A 13,251-nucleotide genomic window follows, 5' to 3' on the forward strand; every position below is an offset into this window, starting at 1 on the left:
CTTCTCCCTATAAATTTAGACATCCCGCCTATCTTTTCCTTCTCTATGGTACAATAAGAAAAACATCCGCCAGAAAGGAAGAGCCCTTTGAACCTGACTGAAAAATCACCCGAAAATGTACAATATATGATCGACCAGATTACAACGAAGCTCAGAATGATCAACATCGGAGCCATCAAACCCGACCATTTTGACAGCGAAATGTACACCGAACTGAAAGAGCTTTACGACTATGTGATGAAAAAAGACAACTTCAGCCCAAGCGAAATGCAATCCATTACCGAAGAATTGGGACAGCTCAAGAAATAACCAGCCGGTATCGGCAGCCCTCCTCCTGAATATAATCAGGCAAAGGAGGAATGCCCATGCTCACCAACTGGTGGCTCTTCACCGCCGCTCTGTTCCTGTTCCTCATCGCCGCCATCTTCCTGATCTTTTTTGCCCTGAAAACCGGCATCCAAACCGAAGATGCCAGACGAATCGATGAACTGGAAGAAGCCGGGGAAGATTCAGATCCCTCTTCAGCAACACCAAAAACGCCCGTGGAATAAGCGGGCGTTTTTCGTTTATTTGATTGCCGCGTACACGTTGATTCCTGCTCTCTGAATAAATAAGGCTGTGCCATCCGGCACAGCCTTCCTTCCATTTATTGAAGAAGCTTCAGTGCTTCACGGTTGAATGCCGGAATGTCATCAGGCTGGCGGCTTGTTACGAGCTGGCCGCCGCATACGACTACTTCCTCGTCTTTGAAGCTGACTCCAGCATACTCCATATCCACGCGGATCGATTTAAATCCTGTAGCCGTTCTGCCTTCAAGTGCTTTTGCCGTAATCAGCAGCTGAGGCCCATGGCAGATCGCAAATACCGGTTTTTTGTCATCCATGAAGGACTTGGAGAATTGCACGAAGCGGTCATCCGCACGAAGCTGGTCCGGTGAGAATCCGCCCGGGAGCAGCAATGCGTCAAAATCACTCGGGCTGACTTCATCAATTGATGCATCGGCCGTTACCGTGGCTTCCCCCTGTTTGCCCTTTAGTTCCTTGCCTTTTTCCATCTCAATCACAGTCAGTTCATGGCCTTCTTCTTTAAAGGCTTTCGCAGGATCTGTGTACTCCACATCTTCAAAATCGTTTGTCATTAAAACAGCAATTTTTTTTCCCATCGTATAAAACCTCCAAAGTAATAGTCTACTTAAAATTTACCCGGTTACGGTTTATGCAAACCTGCCAGTCTGTTTTAATGGGCTGAATATGTAAAACCGGTAAAGCAGGCCTGTCCGTTATACTCGCGTCATTCATACATATAACGAGCGGCCGGTGGGATAAGTTCAGGTGCAGCCAGCACTTTTGTGGGGATAACGGTTTCGGTGCTCAAGCCCGCCATTTTGGCGAAATAGCTGCCGTTGAGACCGAAACTCTTCGAACCGGTCTCAGATGACGCTATTTGGGCTAATATTCGCGTATTTCAAAGGTTTCGGTCTCCAGAGACGTTATTCAGCGGATTCGGGGCAATTCAAGGCATAAATACAGCAAATAGCTGCCACTGAGACCGTTACAGTGCTCTAACCCGCCATTTTAACGGAAATAGCTGCCGCTGAGACCGAAACTGTGCTCTAACCCGCCAATTTGGCTGAGAAATAACGGCCACTGAGACCGAAACATTCCGAACCGGTCTCAGAAGACGCTATTTGGGCTAATATTCGCGTATTTCAAAGGTTTCGGTCTCCAGAGCCGTTATTTACCGGATGCGGGGCAATTTCAGGCATAAATACAGCGAATAGCTGCCGCTGAGACCGTTACGGTGCTCTAACCCGCCATTTTAACGGAAATAGTTGCCGCTGAGACCGAAACTGGGCTCAATCCCGCCATTTCATCAAAAATAACGGCCACTGAGACCGAAATTTTCTGAACCAGCCTCAGCTACTGGGCAGGGTCCCTCTGAATAGTGCGCAGCTCAATTTCTGTTAAAAAATCAAATACACGCTCTTCGTAGATTTTCCGGTCAGTGAGGAAGGCCTGGGCATGACCAGCTTTTGGCACGAGGTACAGGTGTTTGATTCCTTTTATTTTTCTGCGGAATAAATCGAGTGACATTTGGAGCGGGATAAACCGGTCTTCTTTGCCATGGATGAACAGGATTGGTGTCTCTACCTTCTCCATTTCGTGTATTGGAGAGATTTCTGTAAACCCCCAGCCATACCGCAGCTTTGTCACGAAACTTGTCAGAAGGATCAGCGGGGAGAATCTGATTTTAAAATCCTGCGCGAGGCGGAGGCGCATGAGAGCGGTTAGATCGCTGAATGGACAGTCGGCGATACAGAACCCGACCCGGCTGTCTTCTTTTATATATTGAAGAGAAGTGGCTGCTCCGAGTGATTCTCCCAGCAGTCCGATGAATGCCCCGCTTCCCAGCTTTTCAAATAAGCAGTCGACCCAGGTGCTGAGGTCATCTTTTTCAAAAAAGCCGAAAGATGTGTGGCTGCCGCCGCTCAGACCGTGATAGCGGTGGTCACAAAGGAGAACATGATAGCCTCTTCGATGAAACATTTCAACATATTTATAGCTTCCGAACAGCGACCACGTGATGCCGTGCGCGATAATAACGGCCTTCCGGCTGTGTTCGACCGGAAACAGGATGCCATGAATTTTATAGCCGTGCCTGGAATCGATAAAGAGTTCTTCCTTAGCAGTGTTTTCGAAATGGACCGGGTTGATCTCCCCGCTTTTCACACCCATCTCAAACGTTTTTTTATACTCGACCTTTCTTGGAAAAATAATCAGGCTGCTGAAATAAAAAGGTATTGCTGCTGCGGCCAGGCACAGGATTAAAACAGCCGCTGCGGCTATGCTCCACACCATGCAGACACCCTCTTTACAGACAATTTTTATATCTTATTAACCCAGTGATTAATATGTGAAAACGGGTCATCCACATGCTTATCACCTGACTGCCTGCAGAGAGTTCCGAATGGTTTTCAAGGATTAAACCGTCTAAAATTCAAGTAACACTTTTATAACGGAGGATTATGGATGCATAGTGATGTACTGATAGCAGGAGGGGGAATCGGCGGGCTTACCGCTGCTGTATTTCTTGCCGAACGCGGGCTGAGCGTAACCGTTGCTGAAGCTTCAAACGAGTGGGGAGGCTGTGCCGGGAAATTCAGGCGGGGCCCTTACCTGTTCCCGGCCGGAGCCACATTGGGAATGGGATTTGAAGAGGGTGGGATTCACGAACTGCTTCTCAGCAAATTGGGCCTGTCTTTTCCTTATGCTGAACCGCTTGATACCGTAATGGGGGTCCACCTGCCAAAAGGTTTCCTTGAATTTAAAACAGATCGTTCCGCACATCTTGAAGGTACGGCTGCTGCTTTTCCGGAAGCTGCAGAAAATGCAGAAAAGATTCGTGCGTTTTATGCAGACGTCTGGAAAATCGGTGAGGAAGTAAAAAAAATGCTTGGTTCGCTTCCTGTGCTACCGATTTCAAACATCAGTGATGCCTTTGATCTGATGAAAAGCCTTAAACCCGGCACACTCAGTCTGCTCCCCAGTTTCACGAAGACAGTGGGAGACCTGCTCCGGAAGCATGGTCTGAGTGCAGACCACCCGTTTACTCATTTTCTGGATGCCCAGCTTATTGATTCGATGCAGACCGGAACTGAGGACTGCTCCGCCATCATGGGGGCGTACGCTCTGACGATTTATCATGAAGGGGCTTTTTATGTAAAAGGCGGCCTCAACCAGCTGGCTGAAAAGCTCGCTGAAGCTGCCGGTGCATTTGGGGCCCAGCTTAAAAAGCGGACATGGATTCAGTCTGTCTCTCAGGATGCCGGCGGAATGTTTCAAGCAGTGGATCAGAAAGGAAGGGAGTGGACCGCCAACCATTTTGTATCGACCTTGCCGCTTCCGAACATGTTCGCGCTTCTTGATGACCGTTTAAAGAGGAAGATCGGCAGCCGTTATTCGAAAAAAAGCCAGATTGCCCAGTGGGGGACGATGACGCTGTATTTAGCCATTAAAGAAGAGGTTCTTCCCAGCCATGCACCGCTTTTTCAGCAAGTCCTGACGGACGGACACGGCAGCATGGCAGAAGGTGCCCACATCTTCCTATCGCTGTCACACGCTGAAGACCGGCTCCGGGCCCCGGAAGGATACCGAACGCTGAACATCAGCACACATACGGACCTGCGTTTGTGGGACACGAAAGAAAAATACGATTCGTACAAGCAAGAGCTGCGGGAGAAGATGCTGGCTGGTGTCCGGCAAGCCATTCCCCGGATTGAAGAAGGAATCGTTCACGAAGAAATCGGCGCGCCCAAGGCATGGGAGCGATTTACAAAGCGAAGCGGCGGCATGGTCGGCGGCCTTCCCCAGACGAAGGAACACGCCCTCCTCCGCAGCCTGTCTCACCGGACAGATGTGAAAAATCTCTGGCTCTGCGGCGACAGCATCTTCCCGGGCGCAGGCACAGCGGGCGTCTCCGTCAGCGGCTATCACGTGTACCGGTCCATTATGAAAAAGATGGGGCGGAGTTATCTGTAAAAAAACCGGCCTGGAACTTAGAGCCGGTGGACTGCGGGCCGATTCATGATTTTGGGGCCAACTTTCTGGTTACAGGCCAAATCGTCAATTTACCAGCCAACTAAGTTCCAAACTAAACTTAGCTGCGCCGCTCTTCCCAGCGTTTTGTCGAATTGGCCCTGTATAATGTCGAATTGCACCAGTTGGTTGTCGAATTGAACATTAATAAGGTCGAATTGGCCGATTACGTACTTTTACGAGCCATCTTTCTCAGTTTACCGGCTAACCAAATGCCAGGCCCGCCCTCAGTCACACCACACATCCTTGCTTTGTCGATTGCGTTCAGTATTTTGTCGATAGCGCTCAGTATCTTGCCGATTACGTTCACTATCTTGTCGATTACGTTCACTATCTTGTCGATAGCGCTCAGCAGCCCCCTTTCTTCCCCCCCTCCATCTAATGGCGGCCCGGTGTTCGGCCGCTTAAACGCCACCCCCAAAATCCCCCTCCAACACAAAAAAACCGGCCAGCAGGCCGGTTTTTTCTCTTCATTACACCTGTCCGCGCCGGGCAAAGTCGACGAAACGGAATTTGTCGAGGCGGTGGCGGGATTCGGTGTATTGGAATAGGGTGGTGTCGTCGAGGTAGACGTAGCTTTTGACGGCGACGACGTGCTGGAAGTCGCGGAGGTCAAGATACGCGCGGTCTTCGTTTGTGCATTCCTCAACGGTGATTTCTTTTTCGGCGTAGCCGATTTTGATGCCGAGCTCGCCTTCCAGGTATTCGTAGATGCTGTTTTCACAGATTTCTTTTGATAGGTACGGGACGATGCGTTTGTCCAGGTAGTCTTTGTCGAGAATGATTTTTTCTCCGTTGATTTCCCTTGAGCGGACGATCTTCCAGATTTCTGTATTTGGCCCGCACGTCAATTGGCTCGCGATGGCATCATCCGCTTTGACTAATGCGAATTGGTGCACCTTTGTTACGGCTGCCGCTTCGAACGATTGTGACAGTTCCTTGAAGCTTACGAGACCGGATACAGGAAAGCTCATCCGCTGTGTATCGAGTACAACGGAGCCCTTTCCCTTTATTTTTTGTATGTGTCCGTTTTGAGCCAGCAAATTCAGTGCTTTTCGGATTGTTTCGCGGGATGCGCCGTATAGATCGGAAAGAACGTTTTCAGATGGCAGGACTTCTCCTGCTTCAAGCTTTCCCCCGCGGATGGTTTCCAGCAGTTCATCATACACGAGCTGATATTTATTTTTTGCCATCCTCTTCACCATTTTCTGTTTTTACTGTTTGGTTAGATGATAAACGATGGATTCGTATGGCCGCAATGTTATTTTTTCGGGACGTTCGCTGCTGCCGCTGTAATTGCTGATCAGAATTTCAGCATGGTATCCTTCCAGCTGGATGTCTGCGGGCAATTCAAATTCTGTTTCTTTTCCGTAAAAATTGTTCACACACAGCAGTTTTTCCCCGTTGGCATCGCGGATGTAGGCAAAGAGATCCGGGTGATCCTCCAAGATCAGCTTGTAATCTCCATCTGTCACAATGTCCTTTTCCTTGCGGATGCGGTTCAGTTCGCGGTAGTGATAGTAAATGGAAGCCTGATCATTCACTGCTGCTTCTGCATTCACCTGATCAAAGTTGCCTGCAACCGGGATCCATGGTGTGCCGTCTGTGAAGCCTGCATGCCGGGAGCTGTTCCACTGAACAGGAGTACGGGAGTTGTCTCTGGACTTGCTTTTTAAAATCTCCAGGATCTCCTGCTCGCTTTTCCCTTCCTGCTGCATAATTTTGTACATGTTCAGCGATTCAACGTCACGGTATTGGGTTATGTCGTTGAATTTCGGGTTGGTCATGCCAAATTCTTCGCCCTGGTAGATGTACGGGGTTCCCTGCATCATGTGGATGACCGTCGCAAGCATTTTAGCAGATTCCTTCCAGTACTCCCCGTCGTTGCCGTAGCGGGAAACGACTCTTGGCTGGTCATGGTTGCACCAGAACAGGGCATTCCAGCCGCCCCCTTCATTCATGCGGACCTGCCAGGTTGAGAGAATGTCTTTTAGCTTGAGGAAGTCAAAATCAGCGAGTGCCCACTTTTCCCCATTCGGATAATCCACTTTTAAATGGTGAAAATTGAAGGTCATGCTGAGTTCTGTTCCGTCACTGTTTGAATAACCGATGCAGTGGTCGATTGTTGTAGAGGACATCTCCCCTACGGTCATCGCATCGTATTTTGAAAAGACTTCGCGGTTCATTTCCTGCATGTATTCGTGCACCCGGGGGCCGTCTGTATAAAATCTGCGACCGTCCCCTTCATGATCATCCGGGAAATCCTGATTTTTTGAGATGAGGTTGATCACATCCAGACGGAAGCCGTCGACCCCTTTTTCAAACCAGAAGTTCATCATGTCATACACATCGCGGCGCAGTTTCTCGTTTTCCCAATTGAGGTCCGCCTGGGTGACATCGAATAGGTGCAGATAGTTTTCACCGGTTTGAGGATCGAGCTGCCATGCTGATCCGCCGAACTTGGACACCCAGTTTGTCGGGGCCGAGCCGTCTTCTTTCGATTCTCTCCAGATGTAGTAATCGCGGTATGGATTATTCTTGGACTCGGATGCTTTTTTGAACCATTCATGCTCAGTAGAGGTATGATTTACGACAATGTCCATGATGATTTTCAAGTCTCTTTTATGGGCTTCCGCAAGAAGCCGGTCAAAGTCTTCCATCGTTCCGTACTCGTTATGGATGTTGTAATAGTCGCTGATATCATAGCCGTTGTCTTTTTGCGGTGAGGAATAGATCGGGGTCAGCCAAACGACATCCACCCCAAGTTCTTTCAAATAGTCCAATTTCTCAATGATGCCCTGGATATCGCCCGTTCCGTTGCCGGTCGTATCATTGAAGCTTTTCGGGTAAATTTGATAAACCGTTGATTTTTTCCACCATGGATGTTTCATTTTGCATGCACCACCGTTGAGTTATTTTTTTCAGGCTCTGCTGCCTGATCCGGGCTGCAGCTGCTGCTGCAAACTGCTGCTGTATAAATTCTTCTTCAGGTCAGGTGAAAAGGGGAAAGGGACAATTGCTTGTCCCGTTTCCGTTTATTTTTCATTTTTCATTTTTGCTTTTGCCATGAAGTATGTGATGACAAACGGTACGACCAATGTGATCAGAACGCCGATTGCGAACATAAGCCAGTATTCTTTGGAGATGGACAGGAAGGCAGGCAGTCCGCCGACACCGATCGAGAATGCTTTTACTCCTGCGATGCTGATGATCAGACCACCGATGGCAGAAGCAATGATCGCCGCAATGAAAGGGTAGCGGTAGCGGAGGTTAACACCGAACATTGCCGGCTCTGTGACTCCAAGGTATGCGGATAGTGCAGATGTTCCCGCAAGGCCTTTCTGCTTTTCATCCTTTGATGCCACCATGATCGCAAGGGCTGCTGAGCCTTGTGCGATATTCGACAGGGCAAGCATCGGCCACAGGAAGGTTCCTCCTGCGTTCGCAAGCTGAATATCCACGGCCAGGAAGGTGTGATGCATTCCTGTGATAACGAGAACTGCGTACAGTCCTCCGTAAAGGATGCCGCCTAATGCTGCAAAGTTAGCAAAAAGAGCAATAACTCCGTCTGTCAAAAGGTTTCCGAGCGCAAATGTAAGAGGTGCGATCGCGATAAAGGATGCAAAACCGGTTATCAGCAATGTGACAGGAGGTACAATCAGCATTTGAATGCTGTCTGGGATGCGTTTTGTCAGGAATTTTTCAATAACGGCGAGCAGGTAGGATGCGACAAGGATTGGAAGCACACTGCCCTGGTAGCCGATTTTTTCAATCTCAAGCCCAAACAGGTTCCAGGTCGGGATCTGTTCTGCCGTTCCGTAAGCATAGGCACTCAGCAATTCCGGGTGCACAAGTGTCAGGCCGAGGACGATTCCGAGAAGCGGGCTTCCGCCAAACCGTTTTACCGCCGACCACCCGATCAAGGCCGGCAAAAAGGTAAAGGCCGTGTTCGCGATAATATTGATAATGTTGGCGATGTCTGCAATCTGCGGATACACCTCAATGAGCGGAGCTTCAAAGAAAATGCGCTCGCCGGTTAAGAGATTGTTAATCCCAAGGAGCAGACCCGCTGTGACGATCGCCGGTAGGATCGGAATGAAAATATCAGAAAGCATTTTGACAAATCGCTGCAGCGGGTTCAGATTTTTCTCTGACGCTGACTTGACGTCATCCTTTGAAGCTTCGCCGATTCCCGTTTCGTTGACCATTTCGTTATAAACCTTGTTAACAGTTCCCTGGCCGATGACAACCTGAAACTGGCCGTTCGTGGAAAACGAGCCTTTTACGACGTCAATGTTTTCCAGTCTTTCTTTGTCTACTTTGCTTTCATCGTTCAAAGCAAAGCGGAGCCTTGTGACGCAGTGGGTCGCTGCAGAAATGTTTTCTTTTCCGCCAATCGCCTCCACAATATCCTTCGCAGCTTGATTGAGATTGCTCATTTCTTTCCCTCCCGTAATCGTTTTCAATTATTCCAGCAAATGAGGAAGGAGTCACCTTCACACACATGTATATACAAGTTATACTCTCATTATATACATGTATGTACACGTTTTCAAGAAAAAAAGTGATAAAAAAATAAGCAGGTCAGCTCCTGCTTATCTTTTCCCTATCATTCACTTTTTCATGTTCAGGTTCGAGATGAATTAAGACTTCCACTTTGTCAAAATGGTCATTGATGTCTGCTTCGATCCGGTCACAGAGATCATGTGCTGTTGCAATGTCCATTTCAGAAGGAACGACCAGATGAAAGTCAACATAGTTTTCCGGGCCGGCCTGGCGGGTGCGGAGATCGTGAAATTCGATGAAGCGGTCACTGTAGCCTTCTACAATTTCGACAATCTGCTTCTCATCCTCAGCTGATAAACGGGCATCCAGCAGCGGCGGGAAAGATTCTTTCATCAGTTTAAAGGCCTCTGTCATGATATAGACCGCAAGAATGATTCCTATAATCGGGTCGAGGATATACCAATCCGTAATGCTGACCAGCAATAAGGACACCGCAACTCCGAGAGAAGTGTATACATCCGTAAGCAAATGCAGAGCATTCGATTTCATCGCTACCGAATTGGTTTTCTTCGCAACATTCCCCACAATACGGGAGACGATAAAATTAATAATGGCACCGAGCACCATCACACCGATTCCAAGAATCGGAAGCTGAACCGGCTCGGGATGAAGCAGCTTGTGTACACATTCGTAGATAATCCAGAACCCGGCTACAAAAATCAGCAGGGTTTCAATGGTGCCTGAAATATTCTCGACCTTGCCATGGCCATAAGGATGTTCTTTATCTGCGGGCCGGTTAGAAAGCCTCACCGAGAAAAAGGCAATGAGAGAGGCCAGTAAATCCAGTGAGGAATGGATTGCTTCGGATAAAACCGCTACAGACCCGGTCAGCACTCCAACAACTATTTTTAATATGACGACAAAAGAATTACTGAGTACTGAAAGAAAAGCAATTTTAGGTGCATTCAACCGTTTTACCTCCAAATTTAATCCTGATTTATCCTACCAGATCAAATTCGTGTGGGTCTATAGCAACCTTTTTAGCAGGTTACACGAATATGGGGGCTGTTTAAAAAAGTTTTCTCAGGTAAAATTTCATGACTGCCCGCAAAGTCAGCAAATGAGATCATAAGGGTGGTGAGGAGGCTGTTTTGGAAAAAGAACTTTCGGTCTGCCCAAGATCCAGTCTCTCACGGCCATGCCGGCTGCGATGGCATCTGTTTCATGGCTGCTCAGCTCTCTGTCCGGAATCCCCGTGATCCTTTGGGTCCGGAACCATTCTATAAGGTAGCTTCCTGATTCAGGCTCCTTTTTATACAGAAGAACATGACCTTTCTCTTCTTCCGGCACTCTCTTCAATAGAGCAGAACCCGGATGGACTTCAGCGATTTGAATTCCCGGAACGGTCCGCTCGAGCATCGAAGCCAAGGCTATTCCCCGTACCGTTAAATAGACCATTTTCGTTAAAGTCGGCGTCATGATGGAGCCGGGATGAAGCCCGCTTTTGATCATTTCTTTCCGGAACCAGCGGTCAGACGGCCTGTCCCCTCCTCCGTCGTTGTAGGAAAGCGGGGCATCCAGTCCGGCTGCAAGCACCGCCCCTTCTGTTTTCATTGCAAGGGAAAGCAGGTCCGCATCACTTAATCCGTTTTGAAGGGTGATCAGCTTTAACTCCTCACCCTCCATCTTAAACAAAGCCGCTGCCGTATCCCGGTGATTGGCAGGACCGGACAAATCCACTCCCAGCACATACATTTCATCATCTCCCATTTTCCGACATGTTTCCCGTGAAACATCCATTCTTATTATGTACCACAAAAAAGAAGCCTGAATGCGGTTCTCAGGCTTCTTTTTATTATGATGGAAAGAATGGGCTGTTTACTCCAGTCACGAGATAGTCGGTGAGGACCTTGGAGAAAACAAGAACGTTGTTTGTATTCAGCACATTGTCCAATTCACTGCCGGTTGCCAATACGAACTGGACCTTGCTGTAAAGGTCGTTGTCCGCAATCGCAAATACAGAAATGCCGTTCAAAAACGGATTTGCATCATCTCCGTATTGGACTGTCAGAGTCTGGTTTGGAAGAAGGGTCACATTGGTTGCAGCCCCCTGATTTACCGGATTTGAGCCTGCACGTCCGAACAATGTGATTTGCAGCGTTGCAGAGGTAGTATTAATCAGCGTTTTAACTCCTGCCATTATACCTCTCTCCTTTCGATTGAGATAGAATAGTCTATTCTCTCGAACCGCATACGGAAAGGGCATGTATAATAGAAAAAGAAGATTTATTTAATGAGGGGAGCTTATTTTATGGGTCATTTCGTATTTGAGCAGATGAAGTTTGCCAGAGCACAAGTAATCCGTTCGATGGAAGATGTGAGCGCGGACATTGCCGACATCGTTCCGGACGGCTTCCGCAACTCGATCAGGTGGAATCTCGGTCATCTTTATGTCGTACTGGAGCGCTTCTCCTTTCAATACATCGGGCTGCCCCAGATCATGCCGGATGGGTTTAAGGAACATTTTGAATATGGAACGTCCCCGCTCCATCCTTCTTCGGCACCCCTTCCGAGTCTCAATCTGCTTAAGACACTGCTGGAGGAACAGCCGGGAAGAATAGAAGAGAAGCTGTTGGACCGTCTTCAGGAGCCTGCCACACCCTATACAACCTCACAGGGAATGAGACTTGAAACACCGGAGCAGTTTCTGAGCTTTCATTTGTTTCACGAAGGGCAGCATCTAAACACGATCAAGCTTTATAAGCAGATGCTTGCCAAAAAAAAATAAGCAGGGGCTCCGCTGCTTATTTCAATAGCTTTCTTTCTACTTTTTCTTTATAAAAACCGGATGCAGGAGAAGAAAACGCCCCTCTGTTTTTCGTGAGCTTTTCGAGCTCCATCTCTTTACGGAGCCTCTCCGCTGTCAGCTCCCGCACTTCTTTTTCATCCTTTGTCTCGCTGAGGAGCTGGTCAATGGTCATCAGCTCCTTTTTAAGATCGGTTTCTGTCAGCATTCCGCCGTTCTTCATTACCTTGTAGGCCATGCGGAGATTTTCGGGAACCGCTGACAAATCCTCAAGCTGCAGCGGCTTGCCCAAACCATGAATATTCTTGAATTCCCCATCTGAAATCGCTTTTTTAATTTTATCCTCTGACACGATCATGGAAAAATCCATCAAATCCCCCCGTCATTTCAATTCGTTCACATAGTCCGGAAAGTCGGTCACCATGCCGTCCACTTCCATCTCCTTCAAAGCAGCTGCTGATGACCGGTCCCTGACTGTATAAGGGGTGATTTTCATCCCGAGTGCATGTACCTTCTGGACGAGCCCCCTGCTTGCAAGTTTTTTGTTGGGGTTCACGTAATCCGCAAACTCCGAGAGCTCCTGAAGCTGACGTGCTGTGATTCCCAGCGGGCGGTATTTTACCAGTACTCCAATTTTAAGAAACGGCATAATGGCATGCATTTTCTTCATCGATTCCTGCTCAAATGACTGGACCACTTTATCGGCTGCCGGGTATTTTGATAGTTCTTCTGCTACTTGTTCCTCAATTCCAGGGTATAGGGAAGGACTTTTCAATTCAATCAGCATTCCGGCCTTTCCGTTGTATCTTTCTAAGAATTCGGCAAACGTCATGATCCCCTGTCCTTTAAAATCAGGAGAAAACCAGCTGCCGGCATCAAGCTTGCGGAGCTCCTCCAGGTTGAGGTCCCTCACTTCTCCGCTCCCGTTTGTCGTCCTGTCCACACTCGTATCGTGGATAATCACTAATTCCCCGTCCCGCGAGCGCTGTACATCAAGTTCAATATAGTCTGCCTTCATTTCCAGTGCCAGATCAAAAGAAGCCTTCGTATTTTCCGGTGCATACCCTGAAGCACCCCGGTGTGCGATCGTCAGCATTTTATTATCCGCTCCTCCTGTAACCGGCTCTCCGTATACCTTCATGGCAGGCAGCGATATCCAGGCTGCCAGCAGTATGCTGCAAAGAATCATGATGCGGAAATGAAGCAATTCCATCTCTCCCTATCATTTTTCTTCCAGCATACCGTCCGTGTTTTAATTTATCTTAATAGGAACCTAATGATTTTTCAATTTTTGTGTGAAGAAAAAAAGGAGTAGAGACGCAGAAAATTTACAATTTTTCCGGT

Annotated in this window: 15 protein-coding genes; 4 read left to right on the plus strand and 11 right to left on the minus strand. The window is 48.2% G+C overall.

The features are described from left to right. The first annotated feature begins 87 nt into the window (after nucleotides 1–87). Nucleotides 88–309 carry a DUF1128 domain-containing protein gene (locus GKZ89_RS09140; RefSeq protein WP_155112098.1) on the plus strand — a complete coding sequence of 74 codons (222 nt, stop codon included), beginning with the start codon at nucleotides 88–90 and terminating at the stop codon, nucleotides 307–309. 56 nt (nucleotides 310–365) lie between these two features. Continuing rightward, nucleotides 366–551, plus strand: a complete 186-nt coding sequence (locus GKZ89_RS09145) for a hypothetical protein (RefSeq protein WP_155112099.1) — start codon at nucleotides 366–368, stop codon at nucleotides 549–551. Between the two features lie 95 nt (nucleotides 552–646). Here GKZ89_RS09145 and GKZ89_RS09150 read toward each other — a convergent pair whose 3' ends face one another. Both GKZ89_RS09150 and GKZ89_RS09155 read right to left on the minus strand, forming a co-directional pair. Continuing rightward, on the minus strand, nucleotides 647–1,162 hold the full coding sequence (locus GKZ89_RS09150) for a type 1 glutamine amidotransferase domain-containing protein (RefSeq protein WP_155112100.1): 516 nt from the start codon (nucleotides 1,160–1,162) through the stop codon (nucleotides 647–649). Between the two features lie 757 nt (nucleotides 1,163–1,919). Further along, nucleotides 1,920–2,858: an alpha/beta hydrolase gene (locus GKZ89_RS09155; RefSeq protein WP_155112101.1), complete on the minus strand. Its 939-nt coding sequence runs from the start codon at nucleotides 2,856–2,858 to the stop codon at nucleotides 1,920–1,922. Nucleotides 2,859–3,029: 171 nt separating this feature from the next. Between GKZ89_RS09155 and GKZ89_RS09160 the strand changes: the two genes are divergently transcribed. Next, complete coding sequence (locus GKZ89_RS09160; RefSeq protein ID WP_155112102.1) at nucleotides 3,030–4,538, plus strand: FAD-dependent oxidoreductase; 1,509 nt, start codon at nucleotides 3,030–3,032, stop codon at nucleotides 4,536–4,538. 223 nt (nucleotides 4,539–4,761) lie between these two features. On the opposite strand, the gene GKZ89_RS09165 is transcribed toward GKZ89_RS09160, so the two are convergent. The 7 genes from GKZ89_RS09165 to GKZ89_RS09195 all read right to left on the minus strand — a co-directional run bounded on the left by GKZ89_RS09165 (nucleotide 4,762) and on the right by GKZ89_RS09195 (nucleotide 11,301). Beyond that, nucleotides 4,762–5,010 (minus strand): hypothetical protein, encoded by a 249-nt coding sequence (locus tag GKZ89_RS09165; RefSeq protein ID WP_155112103.1) that lies wholly within the window; start codon nucleotides 5,008–5,010, stop codon nucleotides 4,762–4,764. A gap of 58 nt (nucleotides 5,011–5,068) precedes the next feature. After that, on the minus strand, nucleotides 5,069–5,788 hold the full coding sequence (gene treR, locus GKZ89_RS09170; RefSeq protein WP_155112104.1) for a trehalose operon repressor: 720 nt from the start codon (nucleotides 5,786–5,788) through the stop codon (nucleotides 5,069–5,071). A gap of 21 nt (nucleotides 5,789–5,809) precedes the next feature. Further along, nucleotides 5,810–7,486, minus strand: a complete 1,677-nt coding sequence (treC, locus tag GKZ89_RS09175) for an alpha,alpha-phosphotrehalase (RefSeq protein ID WP_155112105.1) — start codon at nucleotides 7,484–7,486, stop codon at nucleotides 5,810–5,812. Between the two features lie 144 nt (nucleotides 7,487–7,630). Beyond that, nucleotides 7,631–9,034 carry a PTS system trehalose-specific EIIBC component gene (treP, locus tag GKZ89_RS09180; protein WP_155112106.1) on the minus strand — a complete coding sequence of 468 codons (1,404 nt, stop codon included), beginning with the start codon at nucleotides 9,032–9,034 and terminating at the stop codon, nucleotides 7,631–7,633. Between the two features lie 145 nt (nucleotides 9,035–9,179). Then, complete coding sequence (locus GKZ89_RS09185) at nucleotides 9,180–10,070, minus strand: cation diffusion facilitator family transporter (RefSeq protein ID WP_155112107.1); 891 nt, start codon at nucleotides 10,068–10,070, stop codon at nucleotides 9,180–9,182. Between the two features lie 144 nt (nucleotides 10,071–10,214). Further along, on the minus strand, nucleotides 10,215–10,856 hold the full coding sequence (locus GKZ89_RS09190; RefSeq protein WP_155112108.1) for a DUF429 domain-containing protein: 642 nt from the start codon (nucleotides 10,854–10,856) through the stop codon (nucleotides 10,215–10,217). A gap of 100 nt (nucleotides 10,857–10,956) precedes the next feature. Continuing rightward, nucleotides 10,957–11,301: a hypothetical protein gene (locus GKZ89_RS09195; protein WP_155112109.1), complete on the minus strand. Its 345-nt coding sequence runs from the start codon at nucleotides 11,299–11,301 to the stop codon at nucleotides 10,957–10,959. A 111-nt stretch (nucleotides 11,302–11,412) separates the two neighbouring features. On the opposite strand from GKZ89_RS09195, the gene GKZ89_RS09200 reads away from it, so the two are divergent. Continuing rightward, nucleotides 11,413–11,889 carry a DinB family protein gene (locus tag GKZ89_RS09200; protein ID WP_162356640.1) on the plus strand — a complete coding sequence of 159 codons (477 nt, stop codon included), beginning with the start codon at nucleotides 11,413–11,415 and terminating at the stop codon, nucleotides 11,887–11,889. A 16-nt stretch (nucleotides 11,890–11,905) separates the two neighbouring features. On the opposite strand, the gene GKZ89_RS09205 is transcribed toward GKZ89_RS09200, so the two are convergent. Both GKZ89_RS09205 and GKZ89_RS09210 read right to left on the minus strand, forming a co-directional pair. Continuing rightward, nucleotides 11,906–12,277 carry a DnaJ family domain-containing protein gene (locus tag GKZ89_RS09205; protein ID WP_155112111.1) on the minus strand — a complete coding sequence of 124 codons (372 nt, stop codon included), beginning with the start codon at nucleotides 12,275–12,277 and terminating at the stop codon, nucleotides 11,906–11,908. Nucleotides 12,278–12,289: 12 nt separating this feature from the next. Beyond that, entirely contained in the window at nucleotides 12,290–13,120 is an 831-nt protein-coding gene (locus GKZ89_RS09210) for a glycerophosphodiester phosphodiesterase (protein ID WP_155112112.1), read from the minus strand. Nucleotides 13,121–13,251: the final 131 nt, after the last annotated feature.

The sequence above is a fragment of the Metabacillus mangrovi genome (genome assembly GCF_009711125.1).
GTDB lineage: Bacteria > Bacillota > Bacilli > Bacillales > Bacillaceae > Metabacillus_B > Metabacillus_B mangrovi.

Coding starts and splice junctions, on each gene's coding strand:
- GKZ89_RS09150 (WP_155112100.1), bottom strand. CDS start 1,162: ATGGGAAAAAAAATTGCTGTTTTAATGACAAACGATTTTGAAGATGTG.
- treR (WP_155112104.1), bottom strand. CDS start 5,788: ATGGCAAAAAATAAATATCAGCTCGTGTATGATGAACTGCTGGAAACC.
- GKZ89_RS09145 (WP_155112099.1), top strand. CDS start 366: ATGCTCACCAACTGGTGGCTCTTCACCGCCGCTCTGTTCCTGTTCCTC.
- GKZ89_RS09160 (WP_155112102.1), top strand. CDS start 3,030: ATGCATAGTGATGTACTGATAGCAGGAGGGGGAATCGGCGGGCTTACC.
- GKZ89_RS09195 (WP_155112109.1), bottom strand. CDS start 11,301: ATGGCAGGAGTTAAAACGCTGATTAATACTACCTCTGCAACGCTGCAA.
- GKZ89_RS09155 (WP_155112101.1), bottom strand. CDS start 2,858: ATGGTGTGGAGCATAGCCGCAGCGGCTGTTTTAATCCTGTGCCTGGCC.
- GKZ89_RS09200 (WP_162356640.1), top strand. CDS start 11,413: ATGGGTCATTTCGTATTTGAGCAGATGAAGTTTGCCAGAGCACAAGTA.
- GKZ89_RS09190 (WP_155112108.1), bottom strand. CDS start 10,856: ATGTATGTGCTGGGAGTGGATTTGTCCGGTCCTGCCAATCACCGGGAT.
- GKZ89_RS09210 (WP_155112112.1), bottom strand. CDS start 13,120: ATGGAATTGCTTCATTTCCGCATCATGATTCTTTGCAGCATACTGCTG.
- GKZ89_RS09205 (WP_155112111.1), bottom strand. CDS start 12,277: ATGGATTTTTCCATGATCGTGTCAGAGGATAAAATTAAAAAAGCGATT.
- treC (WP_155112105.1), bottom strand. CDS start 7,486: ATGAAACATCCATGGTGGAAAAAATCAACGGTTTATCAAATTTACCCG.
- treP (WP_155112106.1), bottom strand. CDS start 9,034: ATGAGCAATCTCAATCAAGCTGCGAAGGATATTGTGGAGGCGATTGGC.